We start from the raw sequence: 19,714 nt of genomic DNA on the forward strand, positions 1-19,714 counted from the left end.
AGGGTGGTTCCGGAAACTCGCTGACCAGCACGTCCGCGGGCACGGTACCGGTGCCAGGCACACCCAGATAGGCCATCTAGGCACACCTTCAGCCGCCGGGTACGAGTCGGTACTCATTGCGTCGGCTGGTTGGTCGAGGGCGCGGTGTACGAGTTGGAGCAGGCGTACGAGAACGCGGTGCGCGAAGCATTGGCGCGATAAGTTCCGCACTCACCGGTCGGGGATGGGTGGGGTCGAGCGCGCATAGCGCGCGGTCAGACGGCGGAGGTGTGCGACGAGCTCCGGCGGGCCGGTGACGTCGAAGTCCGCGTCGAGCAGTCCCAGGTACGCGCCGAGCGTCTCCACGGTGTCGGCTCCGGTGTCCAGCACGCACGTCTGCTCGTCGATGCGTTCGACGACGCCCACCGCCGGGCTGATCCGTTCGCCCACCACCTCGGCAGGGGCGTGCACGGTGACCCGCGCCCGGTATCGCCAGGCGGCGGCCGAGACCCGGCTCGACACGTACGCCGCGACGTCGTCGGGCAGCTCGCGCGGGGCGAACCGCGGGCCGGTAGGGATGCGCGGCGCGATCCGGTCGACGCGGAAGGTCCGCCAGTCGTCCCGGTCCAGGTCCCACGCGAAGAGGTACCAGCGGCGGCCCCAGCTCACCAGCCGGTACGGCTCGACGGCGCGCACGGTCGCCGCGCCGGAGTGGTCCGCGTAGTCGAACCGGAGCCGCTCGCGGTCGCGGCAGACGGCGGCGAGTGCCGTCAGGACCTCCGTGTCGACGGTCGGCCCCGTGTCGTCGCGGGGCACGGGCACCGTATACGTCTGCAGCGTGCTGACCCGGCGGCGCAGCCGGGAGGGCAGCACCTGCTCCAGCTTGGCCAGCGCCCGGAGCGACGCCTCCTCGATCCCCGCGATGGCGCCACCCGTCGCCGTATGGAGCCCGACGGTGACCGCGACCGCCTCGTCGTCGTCGAGCAGCAGCGGCGGCAGGTTCGCACCCGCGCCGAGGCGGTAGCCGCCCACGTTCCCGCGTGTGGCCGCGACCGGATAGCCGAGGCCCCGCAGGCGCTGGACGTCGGCGCGCACGGTCCGCCCGCTCACCCCGAGCCTCTGGGCCAGCTCGGGACCGGCCCAGTCGCGCGGGAGCTGGAGGAGCGAGAGCAGGCGCAGGAGCCGCGCAGAGGTTTCCGACATGGCCCAAGATTCGCATTGCATGAGGAAGCAAGTCTTCCTAATGGGCCGGCAGAGTTGGATCCATGGACATCAACGAGTACCGCATCGACATCCCCCAGGCCGACCTCGATGACCTCGACCAGCGCCTCTCCCGCGTGCGCTGGACCAACGAGCTGCCCGACGGCGGCGCCGACTACGGCGTCTCGCTCGAGTACCTGCAGGGCCTCGTCCGGCGCTGGCGCGAGGAGTACGACTGGCGCGCCTGGGAGGCGCGGCTCAACCGGTACCCGCAGTTCACCACGACCATCGACGGGCAGAACGTGCACTTCATGCACGTCCGCTCTCCCGAGGCGGATGCAACTCCCCTGCTGCTGACGCACGGCTGGCCGACGACGGTCGTCGAGTACCTGGACGTGATCGACCGCCTGAGCGACCCGCGAGCCCACGGCGGCGACCCGGCCGACGCTTTCCACCTGGTGATCCCGTCGGTGCCCGGCTTCGGCTTCTCGGGCCACACCACCGACCGGGGCTGGAGCCGGTACCGGATCGCGAAGGCGTGGGCCGAGCTGATGCACCGCCTCGGGTACGAGCAGTACGGCGCTCACGGCAACGACGGCGGCTCCCTCATCTCGCCCGAGGTCGGACGCTGCGACCCCGAGCACGTGCTCGGGGTGCACGTGACCCAGATCTTCTCGTTCCCGTCCGGCGATCCCGCCGAGCTGGAGAACCTGTCGCCGGAGGACCGGAAGAACGTCGAGTTCCTGGCGTGGTGGCTGGAGAACGGCGGTGCGTACGACAAGCTGCAGTCGACCGCCCCGCAGACGCTCTCGCACGCGCTCGCGGACTCGCCGGTGGGACAGCTCGGCTGGAACGCACAGTTGCTCGGCCCGAACCTCGACCCCGACTACGTGCTCACGAACACGATGATCTACTGGCTCACCAACACGGCGGCGTCGTCCGCGCGCCTCTACTACGAGGACTTCCATGCCACGGACAAGCCGACCGAGCCCACCACCGTGCCGCTGGGGCTGGCCAACTTCGCCTGGGACTTCCACTCGATCCGCGCGTTCGCCGAGCGGGACCACAAGAACATCGTGTCGTGGAACGTCTACGACACCGGTTCCCACTTCGCGGCGCACGACGCGCCCGACCTGCTGGTCGACGACATCCGCGGGTTCTTCCGCAGGCTGCGCTGAAAGCGTCGACTTCCCGAAGGTCTTCCGACTGAGAAGTCGGAACCTCGTCACGCAAGGCCCACAGCGGGCGAAAGGTGGTCAGTCGACCGTGACGGCCTCGAGGACGGGGAGGCGGGCGGCGCGGATCGCGGGCCAGACGCTCGCGACCAGGCCGATGACGACGGCGACGCCGAGGATCGCGAGCACCTGTCCCCACGGCACCGCGAGCGTGCTCAGGCCCTCGTCGGCGAGCACACCGGGCAGCGCGGCACCGATCCCGATTCCCGTCGCGACGCCGAGCACCGTCCCGTAGACCGCCGTGAGCACGGACTCGATCGCGATCACCCCCGCGAGCTGCAGCCGCCCGAGGCCCACGGCGCGCAGCAGCCCGATCTCGCGCGTGCGCTCGATGATCGACAGCGCGAGCGTGTTGACGATCCCGAGGAGCGCGATGACGATCGACAGCGCCAGGAGCGCGTAGAGGATGACGAGCACCTGGTTGACCTGGTCGGCGAACGCCGACGCCGTCTCCGCCCGGTCGAGCACCGTGACGACGAGGAACGGCTCGACGGCGGCGGTCAGGTCCGCGCGCAGCTCCTCCAGCTCGGCGGGCGTCGCCCCCTCCGCTGCCGACACGTAGACGATCCGGACGCTCGCCTGCGCGGCCGGCACGGCGGCGTCGAACACGTCGTCGCGCACGAGGATCCCGGTCCCCACGAGCTGGCTGTCGATCACCGCACCCACGCGCGTCTCCACCGCGGCCGCCCCCTCGCCGAGCCGGAGGGCGTCACCCACCTCCCAGCCGCGCTCGCGCGCGGTGCGCCGGTGCACGACGACGTCCCCGTCCTCGAGCGTCGCCGTCGGGTCTCCCGTGAGCGTCACGGGATCGAGCGCCGTGTCGAAGAATCCTGCGGGGACGCCCGCGACGTCGGTGCCGCGCGGCTCCTCGTCGCCGTTCGCGACGGGTGCGAGCCCGAGGCGGACCGTGTCGACGGTCGCGGCGCCGGGCGTCGCCGCGACGGCGTCGACCGCGCCGTCGGGCACGACGAGCGTCGCGGAGTCGATCACCAGGTCCGCGCGCACCTCGTTCTCGACGATGCCGCGCACGGACGCCTGCGTCGACGCGGCGATGACGCCCGTCACCGACACGAGCGCCATGCCGATGAGCAGGGCGCCTGCCGTGCTCGCCGTCCGGCGCGGGCTGCGCGTGACGTTGCCGCGCGCGAGGCGCCCGAGCGGCCGCAGCGTCACGACGAGCGGCCAGGCCAGCACGGTGAGGACGCCCCGGGCGACGGCCGGCGACCCGACGAGCACGCCCAGCAGCACGAGCCCCGCGCCGACGCCGAGCAGGACGCGCGGGCTCTGCGCGTCGAGCCAGGCCCATCCTGTCGGGTCCTCCTCGACCGAGGACCCGAGGTAGGCCGCGAGCCACAGCACGCCGGCGCCGATCGCGGTGACGACGAGCCCTCCGACGGCCCGGGTGCCGGTCCCGCGGTCGGGTGCGACGTCGTCGCGCATGGCCTGGACCGGCGGGATGGCGGCGGCGCGGCGCGCGGGCAGCACCGCCGCGAGCACGCTCACCACCGCGCCGAGGGCGACGGCGGCGACGACCTGGGGGACCCCGAGGGGGACGCGGCCCGAGAACTCCATGCCGGCGAGCGCGAGGCCCCACCGGATCACGCGCACGAGGCCGGCACCGGCGAGGACGCCGAGCCCGCCGCCCACGACGCCCACGACGAACGCCTGCACGAGCACCGAGGTGAACACCTGCCCCGGCGAGGCCCCCAGCGCGCGCAGGAGGGCGAGCTCGCGCAGGCGCTCGCGCACCGACATGGCGAACGTGTTGGCGATGATGAACGCCCCGACGAACAGGGCGATCGCGGCGAACACGAGCAGGAAGGTCTCGACGAAGCCGAGCACCTCCTCGACTGCCTCGCTCGCCTCGGCGCGCGCCTGCTCTCCCGTCACGGCCTCGGCGCCGTCGGGCAGCACCTCGGAGACACGTCCGGCGAGCGCCTCCTCGTCCGCCGTCCCGTCGGACCCCTCGCTCGTGGCCCACACGGAGAGCTGCGGCACCATCCCGTCCGGGGCGTAGGCGTCGCTCGCGGTCTGCGGATCGAGCCCGACGAGGATCGCCCCGGCCGCCGCGGCCTCGATGCCGAAGACCCCGGACACCGTCACGGGCCGCGGTTCGCCACCGAGCACGACCGTGGTCGCGTCGCCCGTCGCCAGGTCCGCGGCCTCGGCCGCGCTCTGCTCGAGCACGATCTCGTCCGGACCTGGCCATGCGCCGTCGAGCAGCGTGAGGCTGGGGTCCTCGGGGTCGACGGAGAACGCCGTGCTCGGCGGCCCCGTCGTCACGACGGCCGTCCCGTCCGACCCGACGAGCACCACCGGGCCGGAGACCTCGGGCAGGGCGCGCGCGACGCCGTCGACGGCCTCGACCTGGTCGACGAGGTCGGCCGGGACGAGCGTGCGGTCGGCGGCGAACCCGCCCCCGCCGCCCCCGCCCGGTCCGACGGCGTCGCCCGTGACCTCCTGCGAGCCGCGCACGTAGACGTCGGCGGTGAGCGTCGTCGCGATGATGTCGTCGAACGTGGAGGAGAGCATGCCGCGGAACGCGAACGTGCCCACCACGAACGCGACGCCGAGCGTCACCGCGAGGACCGAGAGGACGAATCGCACGACGTGCGCGCGCACGCCGCGCAGCGCGACGCGGATCATGCCGGGTCGACCCGGGCCGCGTGGCGTCCTACCGGGCCCGCGGCGGCGTCCGGCGGGCCGGCGTCGGGCAGGGCGGCGGGCGTGCCGTCGTCGGCCGCGAGCGCGAGCGCGTCGAGGATGTCCTGCTGCGTGGGGTCGTGGAGCTCGCCGGAGATCCTGCCGTCGGCGAGGAAGACGACGCGGTGCGCGTACGACGCCGCGCGCGGGTCGTGCGTGACCATGACGACGGTCTGGGCGAGCTCGTCCACGGAGCGGCGCAGGAACGCGAGCACCTCTCCCGCCGAGCGGGAGTCGAGGTTGCCCGTCGGCTCGTCGGCGAACACGATCGACGGCCGGGACACGAGCGCCCGCGCGCACGCGACGCGCTGCTGCTGCCCGCCGGACAGCTCGGACGGGCGGTGGTGCAGCCGGTCGCGGAGCGCGACGGCGTCGACGACCTCGTCGAACCAGTCGCGGTCCACCGGGGTGCGCGCGATGTCGAGGGGGAGCGTGATGTTCTCCGCCGCGGTGAGCGTAGGGACGAGGTTGTAGGACTGGAAGACGAACCCGATCCGGGTGCGGCGCAGCGCCGTGAGCCGCCGCTGGGACAGGCGGCTGATCTCCTGGCCGTCGATGACGACGCTGCCCGACGTCGGCGAGTCGAGCCCGGCGAGGCAGTGCATGAGCGTCGACTTCCCCGACCCGGACGGCCCCATGATCGCCGTGAGGCGACCGCGCGCGAAGTCGACGTCGACGCCGTCCAGCGCGCGCACCGCCGTCGAGCCGGTGCCGTAGACCTTGACGAGGTCGCGCGCGCTCGCGCGCGGCTCGGGAGCGCGCCTGTCCGTGTCCGTGGGTGTGTGGGTCGGAGCGTCGGTCCGGGGCGCGGGGGACGTCATGGGTCCATCGTGGCGCGCGGTGCCCCGCGGCGCACCACCCGCGCGGGGAGCGAGGCCGGCGGAGCCGGCGGGGGAATGGACACCGGGCCTGGCAGCGATGCCAGCGGGATAGCGTGAACCCATGAGCATCGTCGCCCCGACGCCGGCCGAGCACTCGGCAGGGTCCGCCGTCCACCCCGTCCCCGACCTGTCCGCCGACGTCACCGGTACGGTCCCCGACCCGCGCACCGCGCCCTCGATCCGCTGGGGGATCCTCGGGGCGGGCGGCATCGCGTCGTCGTTCGCCGAGGCGGTGCGCCAGCACACGCAGAGCCGGATCGCCTCCGTGGGGTCGCGCGACCGCGTGCGCGCCGAGCGCTTCGCGACCGCGCACGGCGTCCCGACGACGCACCACGGCTACGAGGAGCTCGTCGAGGACCCGCAGGTCGACGTCGTCTACGTCGCGACGCCGCACTCCCACCACCGCGAGCACGCGCTGCTCGCGATCGCCGCGGGCAAGAACGTGCTGGTGGAGAAGGCGTTCACGCGCAACGAGGCCGAGGCCGTCGAGGTGCTCGACGCAGCTCGTGAGGCCGGCGTGTTCGTCATGGAGGCCATGTGGACGCGGTTCCTGCCGCACGTCGCCGCGCTGCGCGGGGTGATCGCGCGCGGCGAGATCGGGGACGTGATCAACCTCAGTGCCGACCACGGCCAGTGGTTCCCGTTCGACCCGGCGCACCGGCTCTACGCGCCCGAGCTCGCGGGGGGCGCGCTGCTCGACCTCGGCGTGTACCCCGTGTCGTTCGCGCACGACCTGCTGGGCGTGCCGTCGTCGGTCACCGCGGTGGGCTCGCTCACCGAGACGGGCGTCGACGGGCAGGTGAGCATCACGCTCGGTTACGGCGCCACGCAGGCCACGCTCTCCACGACGCTGTGGTCCCGCACCGCGACGGCGGCCGTCATCTCCGGGACGGCGGGGCGCATCGAGGTCGAGGGCGCGTTCTACGCGCCGACGTCGTTCCGCGTGGTGCGCCACGACGGCTCGTCCTGGTACTACGACGGCTTCTCCGGCGAGGGCAAGCAGTACCAGGCCGCCGAGGTCGCGCGCTGCGTCACGGCGGGCGAGGCGCAGAGCCCGCGCATGTCCTGGGACGGCACGCTCGAGGTCATGCGGACGCTCGACGAGGTGCGCCGCCAGATCGGGGTCGTCTACCCCGGCGAGTGACCCGGTGCGCCGCCGCGGGACCGTCCAGGGCCTGCGGCGGCGTCAGTCGGTGTGCTCGACGACGTAGCTCCGGCCGTCCGGGCCCGTCACCCGCTCGAACCGGGTCCGCAGCTCCTGGTCGCGCTCGCGCTCGGCGTCGGAGACCCCGCGCCCGTCCGCGTCCTGCCGCCCGAGCTGGGCGGGGCCGAAGATCGGCAGGAAGCCCTCGGTGATGCGCATGCCGAGCGTGCGCCGGTCGTCGTCCTTGCGGGCCACGGTGCGTCCTCTCCTCCGGGAAATGATTGGTGCACCAACCATTGGTGTACCAACGATAGCGGGACCCTGGCTACGATGGCGAACATGGTGACCGCGACGCAGGCCGACACCCGGGACCCGGCCGGTCTCTCCGCCGACCCGCTCGCGCTCGAGGCGCAGGTCTGCTTCGCGCTCTCGGCCGGCGCGCGCGGCATGGTCGCGCTGTACCGGCCGCTGCTCGAGCCGCTCGGGATCACCCACCCGCAGTACCTCGTGCTCCTCGCCCTGTGGCAGGACGACGCCTCGGGCGCGACCACGACCGTCGGGGACCTCGCGCACCGCCTCCACCTCGACGCCGGGACGCTGTCGCCCCTGCTCAAGCGACTCGAGACCCTCGGGTACGTCCGACGCTCCCGCTCGCCCGACGACGGCCGACAGGTGCGCGTGACGCTCACCGCCGAGGGGCGCGACCGCCGTCGGGACGCCGAGCAGATCCCACCCGCGATCGTCGCGGCGACGGGGTTGGGCCTCGAGGAGCTCGCCGAGGTGCACGCCGCGGCCGCGAAGGTGGTCGCCGCCGCGCTGCGCGCGGGCGTCTACTGACGGGGCGAGCGGTCAGGCGTCGGTGACGCGCACGCCGTCGGGCCCGACGGCGAGCCGCACCGCCCCGAGACCCGTCGCCACCGCGTCGGGCGCGGGCGAGGCGGCGGCGAGCTCGGCCGCGGAGTGCGTCCCGGTGACCGCGAGCACCGTGCACCCCGCCGCGCGCGCCGCGGCGATCCCCGCCGGGGCGTCCTCCACGACGAGGCACCGCGCGGGGTCCACGCCGAGGCGCTCGGCGCCGAGGAGGAACGGGTCGGGGTCGGGCTTGCCGCGCACGACGTCGTCGGCCGTCACGACGACCGACGACGGCTCGAGGCCCGAGGCGGCCATGCGCACCGCCGCGAGGGGGCGCGTGCACGACGTGACGATCGCCTGCCGCTCAGGCGGCAGCGCGGCGAGCGCGGCGCGGGTGCCCGGGAGGAGCGTCACGCCGTCGGCGTCCTGCAGCTCGAGCTCGTGGATGCGCTCGTACGCTGACTCGACACGGTCCTCGGGCAGGAGGTCGGCGATGAGCGTGCGCGCCGGGGTCCCGTGCTGGACCTGGAACTCGTCCGGGTCGGGGATGCCGTTCTCGGCGGCCCAGCGCCGCCAGCTCCGGTCCACGGCCGGGACCGAGTCGATGAGCGTGCCGTCCATGTCGAACAGCACGGCGTCGAACGTGCGCCCGGCGAACGCGGCGCCGGGGGAGGGCAGGAGAGCGGGAAGGGCAGCGGGGTCGGGCATGGTCCCGAGGCTATCCCGCGCTCGCGCGGCGAGCAGCGGTCTCCCCGGGGGTCGGCCCAGCACCCGTGTCCGACGCCGCGGATAGGGTGGTCGCCGTGAGCGCACCCGGGTACTTCATCTCCTTCGAGGGCGGCGACGGCGTCGGCAAGTCGACGCAGGCGCGCCTGCTCGGGCAGTGGCTCGGCGAGCTCACGGGCCGGGAGGTCGTGCTGACGCGCGAGCCGGGCGGCACGGACCTGGGCAAGGAGCTGCGGGCCGCGGTCCTGCACGGGCAGGACATGGACGCGCGCACCGAGGCGCTGATCTACGCGGCCGACCGGGCGCACCACGTCGCGAGCCTCGTGCGTCCCGCGCTCGCGCGCGGCGCGATCGTCATCACGGACCGCTACCTCGACTCGTCGGTCGCCTACCAGGCCGGCGGCCGCGAGCTCGGCGCGGACGAGGTCGAGCTCATCTCGCGCTGGGCCGTCCAGGACCTGCTGCCCGACGTGACGATCCTCCTCGACCTCGACCCGACGGTCGCCGCCGCACGGATCCGCCGCCAGCACGACCGCCTCGAGCGCGCGGGCGCGGAGTTCCACCGGCGCACGCGCGAGGCCTTCCTCGCTCGCGCCGCGGCCGACCCCGAGCGCTGGATCGTGCTGGACGCCTCCGCCCCCGTCGACGACCTCCAGGCGCAGATCCGGGTCGACCTCGCGGCGCGGCTCGCGCTCACGCCCGTCGTGGAGGAGGCAGAGGACACGGTCGCGGCGCAGCCCGACGACGGCTTCGACGACTCCGACAGCGCGATCGGGTACCGCGCGGGCCTGGGCACACCACCCGTGTCCGGGGGCGGAACCGCATGAGTGTCTGGGACGACGTCGTCGGGCAGGAGCAGGCCGTCGCCACGCTGAGCGCCGCCGTGGCCGACCCCGCGGCGATGACGCACGCATGGCTGATCACCGGCCCGCCGGGTTCCGGTCGCTCGAACGCGGCGCGCGCGTTCGCCGCCGCGCTGCAGTGCGAGCAGGGCGGGTGCGGGCACTGCCAGGCGTGCCGGACCGTGCTCGCCGGGACGCACCCCGACGTGACGCTCGTCGCGACCGAGCTCGTGACCATCAAGATCGACGAGGTGCGCGACCTCGTGACCGTCGCGAGCCGCAGCCCGTCCCAGGGCCGACGCCGCGTCATCGTCGTCGAGGACGCCGACCGCATGGCGGAGCGCACGACGAACGTCCTGCTCAAGGCCATCGAGGAGCCCGCCCCGCACACGGTGTGGATCCTGTGCGCGCCGAGCCCGCAGGACGTGCTCGTGACCATCCGCTCGCGGTGCCGCGGGGTCGTGCTGCGCGTGCCACCGGTCGAGGCCGTGGCCGGGCTGCTCGTCCGGCGCGACGGGGTCGACGAGCACGTCGCGCTCGTCGCCGCCCGCGCTGCGCAGAGCCACATCGGCCTCGCGCGGCGCCTGGCCCGGGACGCCCGGGCGCGCGAGCGGCGGACGTCGGTGCTCGCGCTCGCACGGCGCGTCCGCGGGGTGGGCGACGCCGTGCTCGCCGCCGGAGAGCTCGTCGAGCTCGCGCAGGCGGAGGCGAAGGCCGCGACCGAGGAGCGCGACGCCGCGGAGAAGGCGGAGCTGCTGCGCACGCTCGGTGTGGCGGACGGCGAGACGCTGCCGCCCCGCCTGCGCTCGCAGCTCCGGGAGCTCGAGGCGGACCAGAAGCGCCGCGCGACGCGCCACCAGCGCGACGTGCTCGACCGCGCGATGGTCGACCTCCTGTCGCTCTACCGTGACGTGCTCGTCGTCCAGCTCGGCGCGGAGGTCGAGCTCGTCAACGTCGAGGGCGCCGAGACCGTGCGCACGCTCGCCGAGGACTCGACGCCCGAGCAGACCGTGCGACGCATGGACGCGATCGGGCTCGCGCGCGAGCGGCTCGAGGGGAACGTCGCACCGCTGCTCGCCGTCGAGGCGATGGTCGTCGCGCTGCGCCCGCAGGGCTGACCCTCCGCGGCGTGCGCGCCTCGGCGGTCAGGTCGCCGGAGCGGCGTCCCGCAGCTTCTCCAGCAGGGGTTCCGCCGCCTGCTCGAGGAACTCGCGCTGACCCACCTCGCCCACCTGGACGAGCGCCAGGTCGGTGAACCCGGCCTCCCACCACGCGGACGCCGCCTCCACGACCGCGTCGAGGTCGGGGCCGCAGGGGATCGCCTCCGCGACGTCCTCCGGCCGGACGAACGAGGTAGCGGCCTCGAAGGCCTCGGTCGTCGGCAGGTCGGCGTTGACCTTCCAGCCCCCGCCGAACCAGCGGAACTGCTCGTGCGCGCGCGCGACCGCGGTCTCCTCGTCCCGGTCCCAGCAGATCGGCATCTGCCCGACGACCCGCGACGACGCGAGGTCGGCCCGCTCGCGCGCCGCGGACCACCGCTCGACGACGTCCGCGTCGGGCTCGGTCGTCACGAGGTGGTCGGCGAGCGGCGCGAACCGCTCGACGGACTGCGGGCCCGAGACCGCGACGCCGATCTCGACCGTCTCGTCGGGCAGGTCCCAGACCTTCGCCGAGTCGACCCGGTAGTGCACGCCCTCGAAGGTGAGGCGTTCGCCGTCGAGCAGCGACCGGATGATCTCCACCGCCTCCTCGAGCATGTCGTGGCGCTCGCCGACGGCGGGCCACCGCTCGCCCGCGACGTGCTCGTTGAGGTTCTCGCCGGCACCCAGACCGAGGGTGAACCGGTCGTCGGAGAGGAGCGCGACCGTCGCGGCCTTCTGGGCCACCACGGCGGGGTGGTAGCGGATCAGCGGGCACGTCACGTACGTCATGAGGCCGACGCGCTCGGTCGCCTGCGCGACCGCGCCGAGCACGGACCACGCGTAGGAGGAGTGGCCCTGGGCGTCGAGCCAGGGGAAGTAGTGGTCGCTCGTCACCTCGAAGTCGAAGCCGACGCGTTCCGCGTCGACCGCGTGCTCGACGAGCGCTCGGGGGCCGGACTGCTCGGTCATGAGGGTGTAGCCGAAACGGGTCATGCCTCGATCGTGGGACGGGCCGGGTGCACCCGCACGCGGTGCACCCGGCCCGTCGCCGCGGCTCCGGTCCGGTCCCCGGAGGGCCGAACCGGTCATGCTCGGTTCGTCAGGCGAGCGCCTTCGCCTTGAGCTGCGCGAACTCGTCGGGCGTGATCGCCCCGGAGTCGAGGAGCGCCTTGGCGTGCGTGATCTGCTCGGCCGGAGAAGCACCGGCGACCTGACGGATGTAGGAGTCGGTGTCCTGCTTGGCCTGGACGACGGCAGCGGTCTGCCGCTCGGCCATGCCCCGCCCGCGAGCGATGAGGTACACGAGCGACGTGAGGACGGGCAGGAAGATGAGGAAGATGATCCAGATCGCCTTCCACCAGCCCGAGAGGTCCTTGTCCCGGAACAGGTCGGACAGGATCTGGAACAGGACGAGCAGGTAGGCGATGAAGAAGAAGCTCCAGACGAGGAGCCAGAAGAAGTCCCAGAAGTCCACGGTCACGCCCTTTCTCGACGAGTGCCCGTACGTGTGCACGGCCAGCTGCTGCGCACCAACACGCCGAACCTAGCGACGATGCCGCCTTTGCGCCCGGTGAAGGACGGGTGAACCGGGCGAAGGTGCCGATCGGCTCGTCCCTCGCGGATCACGCGTCGGCGGTGAGGGCCTCCGGCCTGCGCCGGGCGCGCACGACGTCCCCGACGATCACGGCGAGCAGGATGCCGTCCGTGGTCCAGTTGAGCGCCAGGGGCGTGAGCCACGCGTGCGCGGCGAAGAGCGCACCGACAGCGACCGCGCCGAGCAGGTGGGGGACGGACCAGCGCCCGCCGGTAGCGCGACGGAAGAGCGCGTTGCCGACCAGGTAGGTGGCCGCCGCCCCGCACACGAGGCCCGCGGTCCACGCGTCGGCGTGGCCCGCGCCGTCGTGCCCGAGCGGGTGCAGGAGCACGAGCTCGTCGGCGACCGCGGTGAGCACGATCCCGGCGACGATCACGAACGGCACGTACGTGTACGCCGTCTGGGCCACCATGCCGCGCTCGTCGCGCGAGGTGAAGTACTCGGTGGCGCGGCGCTCCGAGCGGTCGAAGAACAGCAGCCACATGAGCACCGTGCTCGCGAAGGCGGAGCAGAACGCGGAGACCGTCGTCACGTCGAGCGGGAGCTCCGCGAACGTCGCGCCGGTGACGATGATCGACTCGCCGAGGCAGATGATCACGAAGAGGCTCACTCGCTCGGCCATGTGCTCGCCCCGCACGACCCACGTGCTCGCGCGCGAGGCCCCGAGACCCGGGAGCCAGTACATCGCCCGCGGGCCCGCGACGTCGATCGCCGCGGCGACCGTCCACAGCAGCAGCCGGTGCTCCTCGACCAGGCCGCCCGCGATCCAGACGGCGCCCGCGACCGCGACCCACGTGCTGATGCGGAGGAAGTTCACCGCGTTCTCCGGCCAGGACCGGCCCATCGCCACCATCGTGAAGAGGCTGCGGCCGACCTGCATCGCCACGAGCATCACGGCGAACAGCAGGCCCTTGTCGCCGAACGCCTCGGGGATCGCGCTCGCCATGACGAGCCCGAGCAGCATGAGCACCACGAGCATCGCGCGCACCGGGGCGCGCTCGGGGTCGAGCCAGTTCGTGACCCACATCGTGTCGACCCACACCCACCACACCGCGACCCCCAGGACGAGCGTGTGCGCGAGCGCCTCTCCGCCCGGGTGGGCGATGAGGCCGTGCGAGAGCTGGGTGATCGCGAAGACGAAGACGAGGTCGAAGAAGAGCTCGACGTACCCGACGCGGCTCGAGTCACCGCCGTCCCCGTGCCGCAGGAGGTCGGTGCGCATCCCCCAGGGGAACGCGCCGCGACCGGTCGAGGATGTCGTGGGGTGAGCGTCCATGCCACGGATCGTCCCACCGGACGGTCACCGTCGGGTCACGAAGCGCGACGTCGGGCGCGCCCGTCGCGCGGTGGCGCCACTCAGGGTCCACCATGGTCGCGCAGCCGTCGCCGACCGAGGAGATCCCCATGGTTCCCACCCGCCGTCCCGCGTCACGCCCCGCCCGCGTGGCCTCGACGCTCGCCCTCGCCCTCGCGGTCACGCTGCTCGGTGCGTGCGCGTCCGAGACCGACGGTGGCGGGGACGACACGCCGACGACCGAGGAGTCCGCCGAGACGGACGGTGACGCGACCGAGGAGCCGACGGACGACGGCGAGCAGGAGGGCCTGCCCGACGCCGCGACCATGGACCTCGAGGCGGGCGCCCACGGGATGGGACTGCCTTCCGGTGTGGACGCCCCGACCGAGGGCGGTACCGGGGCGGCGTGGAGCGCGGAGCCGGGCCTGCTGTACGTCGTCACCTACGGGTCGAGCACCTGCCCGCTGCTCGCCGAGGCGGACGCGTCGGTCGAGGGCAGCGACGTCGTCGTCACGTTCGACGAGGTGCCGGCCGACGCCGTCTGCACGATGGACTTCGTGCCGGCCACGTCCCTCGTCCAGGTGCCCGACGACGTCGACCCGAGCGCCGAGGTGAGCGTCGTCCTCGGGGACCGGGGGACCGTCGTCGTGCCGCCTGCCGCGGACGGCGCGACGGGCGAGTCCGCCTGGGTCGAGGAGTAGTCGCCTCGGCCGGGTCGGCGCGGCCTCGGCCGTCGCGTGCCAGGTGAAGAGCGCGTGAAAGGACGGTCCCGGGGTGCCGGGGCCGTCCTGCGCGCCGGGGGCGAGCGGCTACCGTGTCCGGGTGACGACCTCCTCCCGTCGCGGCGCGCTCGCGTGCGCCGTGTCCCTCGTGCTCGCCCTCGTCGTGGGGGCGTGCTCGGTGCCCCCCAAGATGCAGACCCCGGCGGACGACGTCGCGACGGCGGGCCAGGGCACGGGCGAGACGGGACCGGAGGGGTTCGAGGACTTCTACGGGCAGAGCCTCGCGTGGGAGGACTGCGAGGCCGGCTGGGAGTGCGCGACGGCGCGCGCCCCCTTGTCGTGGAAGGAGCCCGGCGCGGGCGAGATCGAGCTCGCGCTCAAGCGCCTGCCCGCGAGCGGTGAGCGCATCGGGTCGCTCCTCACGAACCCGGGTGGCCCGGGGGCGTCCGGGGTCGACTTCGTCGGGTCGCTCGCCCCGATGGTGGGCGAGCGCGTCAAGGGCGCCTACGACCTGGTCGGGTTCGACCCGCGGGGCGTCGGGCAGTCCACGCCCGTGGTCTGCCTCGACGACGCCGCGAAGGACGAGGCGCTCTCGCGCGACTACGGGACCGACGAGGCGGGGCTCGAGGCGCTCGCGGAGGACCGCCGCGCGTGGGCCGACGCATGCGCCCAGAACACCGGCGACCTGCTCGGCCAGGTCGACACGCAGAGCGCCGCGCGCGACATGGACATGCTGCGCGCCGTCCTCGGCGACGAGAAGCTCGCCTACCTCGGGTACTCCTACGGCACCAGTCTCGGGGCGACGTACGCGGGGCTGTTCCCGGACAAGGTCGGACGCCTCGTGCTCGACGGCGCCATGGACACGTCGCTCGACGCGGACGAGGTCGCCGAGCAGCAGGCCGTCGGGTTCGAGAACGCGCTGCGCGCCTACGTCGAGGACTGCCAGGCCGGAGCGGACTGCCCCTTGGGTGGCGACACGGACGACGGGATGCGCCAGATCCGCCAGCTCCTCGACGCGGCGAGGGACAACCCGCTGCCGACGGACTCCGACCGTCGCGTCACCCAGACCCTCGGCTTCTACGGCGTCGCCGTCACCCTCTACAACGACCAGAGCTGGCCCGTGCTCACGCAGGCCCTCACCGAGGCGTTCGACGAGGGGACGGGCAACCTGCTCCTCTACCTCGCGGACTTCTACAACGACCGCAACCCCGACGGGACGTTCGCCACCAACTCCTCGGAGGCCTTCCGTGCCGTCAACTGCCTCGACGCGCGCCAGGACGACGACCCCGCCGCGATGCAGGCCCAGCTCGAGCGGCTCGAGGAGGAGGCGCCGACCATGGGGTCGTTCTTCGCTTTCGGCGGCCTCTCGTGCGAGGGCTGGGCGTACCCCGTCGCCGAGCAGGAGGCGGACCTGCACGCCGCGGGCGCGCCGCCGATCGTCGTCGTCGGGACGACCAACGACCCCGCGACCCCGTACGTCTGGGCCGAGGGGCTCGCGGAGACGCTCGAGTCCGCCGTCCTGCTCACGTGGGAGGGCGAGGGCCACACCGCCTACGGCCGCTCCAACGCGTGCGTGGGCGACGCCGTCGACGACTACCTCGTCGACGGGACGGTGCCCGAGGACGGCCTGCGCTGCTGACCCGGAGGGTGCCCGACGGCGGCCCCGGCCGCCGCTTTGGAATCTGCCCCGGTCGTTGGGTACAGTAGGCGCTCGTTGCCCCCGGGTTCGCGGAGCGGACCAGGATGCAGCACGCCGCCTTAGCTCAGTCGGTAGAGCGATTCACTCGTAATGAATAGGTCGTCGGTTCGATTCCGACAGGCGGCTCCATCAGAGGCCCTTGAACTGCATGATGCAGTCAAGGGCCTTTGTCATGGCGGGAACTCGGCTCGCAGAGGGCGTCCCATCCCGAGGAGAGCCCCGCGTCGTGGATCTGTTCTGAGAAGTGAGGCCCGGAGTCCTCATCAGATATCTGATAAGTGATAACTTCGCAGGGTGGCGAGTTATCAGATGCAGTGGCCAGCAGTGGAGCACGAGCGGCTCGACTGGCGCTATGCAGGAACGGGCCCGACGGGCCGTGCTCCCGCGCGCACCTATGAAGCTGCGGTCGTCCCAGCAATCGCGGGCCTGATCGTGGACCTGCCCCCGGCTCTCGCTGCGGCTGCCGAGGAGGCAGCAAGGGGGATCGCGCGCTTCGACACCGAGATGGGTGGCGAGCTCGCGCCGTTCTCCACAGTCCTGCTGCGCAGCGAGTCGGCGGCCTCGTCCAAGATCGAACGTCTGACCGCGTCCTCACGGCAGATCGGCATGGCAGAGCTCGGCGCGGCAAACTTCGGGTCCAACGCGCCGACCATCGTCGCCAACACCAACGCCATGCGCGCCGCGCTCGCACTGTCCGACAGACCCGACGGGAACGCCATCCTGCGCATGCACCACGCCCTCATGGAGCACGACGACCCCGAGGAGGCGGGCCGCTGGCGCACCGAGCAGGTCTGGATCGGCGGTTCGGACCACTCACCGGCGGGAGCCGACTTCGTCCCTCCCCACCATGGCCGAGTGGCTGCAGCGATCGACGACCTCGTCGCGTTCATCGAGCGTGGCGACGTCCCCCCGCTGACGCGTGTGGCGATCGCGCACGCCCAGTTCGAGACGATCCACCCGTTCACCGACGGCAACGGACGCACAGGCCGTGCCCTCGTGCAGGCGATGATGCACAGCTCCGGTCTCACCCGGAACGTCACGATGCCGCTGTCCGCAGGTCTGCTCGCCGACGTCGAGAACTACTACGGCGCACTCGACACCTACCGCCGAGGCCATCCCGAGTCGGTCGTCGACCAGTTCATCCGTGCCAGCACCCGCGCCGTCGAGAACGGGCGGCGACTCGTGCAGGACGTCCGAGCGATCCGCGCCAGCTGGGACGAACGGCTGCACGTGCGTCGCGGCGCACGAACCTACGACGTCGCGGACCTGCTCACCCGCCAGCCCGTCATCAACGCCCAGGTGCTCGACCACGAGCTCGGCATCGGGCCGACGAACGTGCGGCGGCACATGGACCCGCTCGCTGAGGCGGGGATCGTCAACGAGACGAAGGTCCACCGCAAGGGCATCACGTGGTCGGCCATGGAGGTCCTCGCCGCGCTCGACGACTTCGCCGAACGCGCCGGCAAGCGCCGTATCGGGTACGGGAACGCCGCAGGACGGGGATCGGGCGAGAACGGCTGACAGTCGGTCGGGCGCGCGCCCGTGCTTGTCGTCGTACGGTGCCTCCGCCGTCGAACGACCTGTCTAGCCCATGCGCCGGACGAGCAGGATCGCTCCGCCCGCCGCCGCGGCGACGAGCCCGCCCAGGCCGACGACGGCGAGGGTGGGGAACCCGGAGTCGGCGGGCGGTGGGGGCGCCATGCGCTCGGCAGCGGACACGAGCGGCGTGCGTGAGGGCTCTGGACGGGGCCTGGTGGGCTCCGCGGTCGGGGAGGGCTCGACGGGGGCCTCGGTAGTCGGCTCCGGGGCCGGTTCCTCCGTGGCGACCGGCTCAGGGGCGTCCACGGTCTCGGCGGGCGCCTCCACGACCGGGGCGGGGGCCTCGACCGCGGGTGCTGCCTCGACCGGCGCCTCGGGCGTCGGGGCCGGCGACGGGCTCGGGGCCTCCTGCGCCGTCGTGCAGACGGCGTCGTCGCCGTCCCAACCGGCGAACTGGTCGTGGATGCCCGTGACCATGGCCCACGTGATGCAGTACCCGTCGGCGTACGGGCCGCGGGTGGGGACGTCGAGCTCCAGGACGCCGTCGGCCGCGTCCTCGCGCGAGTAGCCGTCGCCCAGGTTGCGCGCGTGCGAGCCGTCGGGCCTGGTCACGACGTACCCGAGCCAGCCACCGCCGGAGGACAACCTGGTCGCGTCGAACGAGACGGTGTCGACCGTCACGGTGAGCTCGCCGCCCCGGTCCCCCTCGGCGGCCACCGCCGGTGCCGCGACGAGCACGGCGGCGACGACTCCCAGGTGCGCGACGGCGAGCATGCCGGCAGCGGCGCGCATCGGTACCTCCGGGGTCGTCAGGGCGACGGGTCTCGTCCGCGGCACATCGTACGCAGTCGGGACGCTCGGGCGGAAAGCCCCGTCCGGGCGACGGACAAATCGCTCGACGCCGCCCGCGACCGCCTCGTAGCGTGCCGGGCATGTTCCAGGTGATGGTGCGTCGTGGCCGGGTCCGTGCAAGCGCCCCGCTCACGGCGCGAGTGGGGCTGGCACCCGCTCACTGACACCCACGCGGCGCGCGTGGTCGACGACGCGCACGTCCGTCCGGGCCAGCTCGTGCTCGACCTCGGCGCGGGTGACGGCGCGCTCACGCGCCACCTCGTCGCGGCGGGGGCCCGCGTCCTCGCGGTCGAGCTGCACGCAGGCCGTGCCCGGGCGCTGCGCGAGCGGTTCTCCGACGCCGACGTGACCGTCCTCGAGGTCGACCTCGGTGACCTGCGCCTGCCCGGGAGACCCTTCCGCGTCGTCGCGAACCCGCCGTTCGGGCTCACGTCCACCCTCCTCGCGCGCCTGCTCGCCCGCGGGTCCGCGCTCGTGGCGGCGGACGTCGTCGTGCAGCGGCAGGCGGCGCGGCGCATCGCGGCGGGCGAGGGGAGTGCCGGGCGGGCGGCGCGGCGCTGGGCCGTCGACGTCGGGCGCACGGTGCCGCGCGCGGCGTTCCGGCCGCCACCACGGGTCGACGCGGCCGTGCTGCGCGTGCGCCGGCGGTGATCCGACCGTCCGGGCTCAGGCGCTGAGCGTCGCGAGCCACGCGACGACGGCGTCGCACACGGCGGCGTCCTGGCCCTTGAGGTCGTGCGCGCCGGGCAGCTCGACGCGCACGACCGGGCCGGGGATCGCCGTGGAGTGCTCGGTGAGCTCGGCGGGCGTCGCGAACGGGTCGGTGCGCCCTGAGACGAGCAGCACCGGGACGTCGAGGTCCGGGAAGTGCTCGGTGCGCAGGCGGTCGGGCTTGCCCGGCGGGTGCAGGGGGTAGCTCACGAGCGCGAGACCTGCGGCGGGGAGCCCTTCGGCGACGGCCATCGAGCACATGCGGCCGCCGTAGGAGCGCCCGCCGAGGACGATCCGGTCGGTCGTCGTGCCGAGCTCGGCCGCGAACGCCTCGGCCTCGGCGCGCACGTGCGCGATCGCGACGGGCGGGCGGTCGGGCATCCGCTTGCCGGCGGTCCGGTACGGGAAGTCGACGCGCCGCACGGGTACGGGCGGGTCGAGCGCGACGAGCGCCTCTTCGAGCGCGACGAGCGTGCGGTGGTCCCGGCTCGCCCCCGCCCCGGGCGTGAGGAGGACGCCCGCGACGGGCCGGTCGTCGGGCGTCGGCGTGGTCACCCGTCCAGTCTGGCAGCGAGCAGGAGGTTCCTCGCGGTCGAGCA

At 73.6% G+C, this 19,714-nt stretch carries 19 protein-coding genes and 1 tRNA gene; 10 read left to right on the forward strand and 10 right to left on the reverse strand.

Going from position 1 to position 19,714, the window contains the following annotated elements; genetic code table 11:
• Window positions 1-210 precede the first annotated feature (210 nt).
• The gene (locus ACMXGY_RS04155) at window positions 211-1,182 is read right to left on the reverse strand and encodes a helix-turn-helix transcriptional regulator (protein WP_483775624.1); all 972 of its coding nucleotides are present in this window, start codon (window positions 1,180-1,182) and stop codon (window positions 211-213) included.
• Window positions 1,183-1,244: 62 nt separating this feature from the next.
• Here ACMXGY_RS04155 and ACMXGY_RS04160 point away from each other — a divergent pair, with 62 nt between their 5' ends.
• Window positions 1,245-2,357 carry an epoxide hydrolase family protein gene (locus tag ACMXGY_RS04160; protein WP_483775625.1) on the forward strand — a complete coding sequence of 371 codons (1,113 nt, stop codon included), beginning with the start codon at window positions 1,245-1,247 and terminating at the stop codon, window positions 2,355-2,357.
• A 78-nt stretch (window positions 2,358-2,435) separates the two neighbouring features.
• On the opposite strand, the gene ACMXGY_RS04165 is transcribed toward ACMXGY_RS04160, so the two are convergent.
• Together ACMXGY_RS04165 and ACMXGY_RS04170 are read right to left on the reverse strand one after the other, a co-directional pair.
• Window positions 2,436-5,060 (reverse strand): ABC transporter permease, encoded by a 2,625-nt coding sequence (locus tag ACMXGY_RS04165; RefSeq protein ID WP_483775626.1) that lies wholly within the window; start codon window positions 5,058-5,060, stop codon window positions 2,436-2,438.
• Window positions 5,057-5,938, reverse strand: a complete 882-nt coding sequence (locus ACMXGY_RS04170) for an ABC transporter ATP-binding protein (protein WP_483775627.1) — start codon at window positions 5,936-5,938, stop codon at window positions 5,057-5,059. The genes ACMXGY_RS04165 and ACMXGY_RS04170 overlap by 4 nt, the downstream gene beginning before the upstream one ends.
• 121 nt (window positions 5,939-6,059) lie before the next feature.
• On the opposite strand from ACMXGY_RS04170, the gene ACMXGY_RS04175 reads away from it, so the two are divergent.
• Window positions 6,060-7,142 (forward strand): Gfo/Idh/MocA family protein, encoded by a 1,083-nt coding sequence (locus ACMXGY_RS04175; RefSeq protein ID WP_483775628.1) that lies wholly within the window; start codon window positions 6,060-6,062, stop codon window positions 7,140-7,142.
• A 42-nt stretch (window positions 7,143-7,184) separates the two neighbouring features.
• On the opposite strand, the gene ACMXGY_RS04180 is transcribed toward ACMXGY_RS04175, so the two are convergent.
• The gene (locus tag ACMXGY_RS04180; protein WP_483775629.1) at window positions 7,185-7,397 is read right to left on the reverse strand and encodes a hypothetical protein; all 213 of its coding nucleotides are present in this window, start codon (window positions 7,395-7,397) and stop codon (window positions 7,185-7,187) included.
• An 84-nt stretch (window positions 7,398-7,481) separates the two neighbouring features.
• On the opposite strand from ACMXGY_RS04180, the gene ACMXGY_RS04185 reads away from it, so the two are divergent.
• Window positions 7,482-7,979, forward strand: a complete 498-nt coding sequence (locus ACMXGY_RS04185) for a MarR family winged helix-turn-helix transcriptional regulator (RefSeq protein ID WP_483775630.1) — start codon at window positions 7,482-7,484, stop codon at window positions 7,977-7,979.
• A 12-nt stretch (window positions 7,980-7,991) separates the two neighbouring features.
• On the opposite strand, the gene ACMXGY_RS04190 is transcribed toward ACMXGY_RS04185, so the two are convergent.
• Complete coding sequence (locus ACMXGY_RS04190) at window positions 7,992-8,702, reverse strand: HAD-IA family hydrolase (protein WP_483775631.1); 711 nt, start codon at window positions 8,700-8,702, stop codon at window positions 7,992-7,994.
• An 86-nt stretch (window positions 8,703-8,788) separates the two neighbouring features.
• On the opposite strand from ACMXGY_RS04190, the gene tmk reads away from it, so the two are divergent.
• On the forward strand, window positions 8,789-9,547 hold the full coding sequence (gene tmk, locus ACMXGY_RS04195; RefSeq protein ID WP_483775632.1) for a dTMP kinase: 759 nt from the start codon (window positions 8,789-8,791) through the stop codon (window positions 9,545-9,547).
• Window positions 9,544-10,680: a DNA polymerase III subunit delta' gene (locus ACMXGY_RS04200; RefSeq protein ID WP_483775633.1), complete on the forward strand. Its 1,137-nt coding sequence runs from the start codon at window positions 9,544-9,546 to the stop codon at window positions 10,678-10,680. The genes tmk and ACMXGY_RS04200 overlap by 4 nt, the downstream gene beginning before the upstream one ends.
• A gap of 27 nt (window positions 10,681-10,707) precedes the next feature.
• Here ACMXGY_RS04200 and ACMXGY_RS04205 read toward each other — a convergent pair whose 3' ends face one another.
• The 3 genes from ACMXGY_RS04205 to ACMXGY_RS04215 all read right to left on the reverse strand — a co-directional run bounded on the left by ACMXGY_RS04205 (window position 10,708) and on the right by ACMXGY_RS04215 (window position 13,574).
• On the reverse strand, window positions 10,708-11,697 hold the full coding sequence (locus tag ACMXGY_RS04205; protein WP_483775634.1) for a TIGR03557 family F420-dependent LLM class oxidoreductase: 990 nt from the start codon (window positions 11,695-11,697) through the stop codon (window positions 10,708-10,710).
• Window positions 11,698-11,803: 106 nt separating this feature from the next.
• Window positions 11,804-12,217: an SHOCT domain-containing protein gene (locus ACMXGY_RS04210; RefSeq protein WP_483775635.1), complete on the reverse strand. Its 414-nt coding sequence runs from the start codon at window positions 12,215-12,217 to the stop codon at window positions 11,804-11,806.
• A 109-nt stretch (window positions 12,218-12,326) separates the two neighbouring features.
• Window positions 12,327-13,574 (reverse strand): low temperature requirement protein A, encoded by a 1,248-nt coding sequence (locus ACMXGY_RS04215; RefSeq protein ID WP_483775636.1) that lies wholly within the window; start codon window positions 13,572-13,574, stop codon window positions 12,327-12,329.
• A gap of 128 nt (window positions 13,575-13,702) precedes the next feature.
• Between ACMXGY_RS04215 and ACMXGY_RS04220 the strand changes: the two genes are divergently transcribed.
• The 4 genes from ACMXGY_RS04220 to ACMXGY_RS04235 all read left to right on the forward strand — a co-directional run bounded on the left by ACMXGY_RS04220 (window position 13,703) and on the right by ACMXGY_RS04235 (window position 17,534).
• Window positions 13,703-14,293: a hypothetical protein gene (locus ACMXGY_RS04220; RefSeq protein ID WP_483775637.1), complete on the forward strand. Its 591-nt coding sequence runs from the start codon at window positions 13,703-13,705 to the stop codon at window positions 14,291-14,293.
• A gap of 121 nt (window positions 14,294-14,414) precedes the next feature.
• Window positions 14,415-15,953, forward strand: coding sequence for an alpha/beta hydrolase (locus ACMXGY_RS04225; RefSeq protein WP_483775638.1), 1,539 nt, complete (start codon window positions 14,415-14,417; stop codon window positions 15,951-15,953).
• Window positions 15,954-16,066: 113 nt separating this feature from the next.
• Window positions 16,067-16,142, forward strand: a tRNA-Thr gene (locus ACMXGY_RS04230).
• Window positions 16,143-16,322: 180 nt separating this feature from the next.
• Window positions 16,323-17,534, forward strand: coding sequence for a Fic family protein (locus ACMXGY_RS04235; RefSeq protein WP_483775639.1), 1,212 nt, complete (start codon window positions 16,323-16,325; stop codon window positions 17,532-17,534).
• A gap of 63 nt (window positions 17,535-17,597) precedes the next feature.
• On the opposite strand, the gene ACMXGY_RS04240 is transcribed toward ACMXGY_RS04235, so the two are convergent.
• The gene (locus ACMXGY_RS04240; protein WP_483775640.1) at window positions 17,598-18,344 is read right to left on the reverse strand and encodes a hypothetical protein; all 747 of its coding nucleotides are present in this window, start codon (window positions 18,342-18,344) and stop codon (window positions 17,598-17,600) included.
• A gap of 174 nt (window positions 18,345-18,518) precedes the next feature.
• Between ACMXGY_RS04240 and ACMXGY_RS04245 the strand changes: the two genes are divergently transcribed.
• Window positions 18,519-19,055 (forward strand): 23S rRNA (adenine(2058)-N(6))-methyltransferase Erm(C), encoded by a 537-nt coding sequence (locus ACMXGY_RS04245; protein ID WP_483776781.1) that lies wholly within the window; start codon window positions 18,519-18,521, stop codon window positions 19,053-19,055.
• Between the two features lie 15 nt (window positions 19,056-19,070).
• On the opposite strand, the gene ACMXGY_RS04250 is transcribed toward ACMXGY_RS04245, so the two are convergent.
• The gene (locus ACMXGY_RS04250) at window positions 19,071-19,670 is read right to left on the reverse strand and encodes an alpha/beta hydrolase family protein (protein ID WP_483775641.1); all 600 of its coding nucleotides are present in this window, start codon (window positions 19,668-19,670) and stop codon (window positions 19,071-19,073) included.
• Window positions 19,671-19,714: the final 44 nt, after the last annotated feature.

The organism is Cellulosimicrobium sp. G4 BAM 1002 (assembly GCF_057126935.1).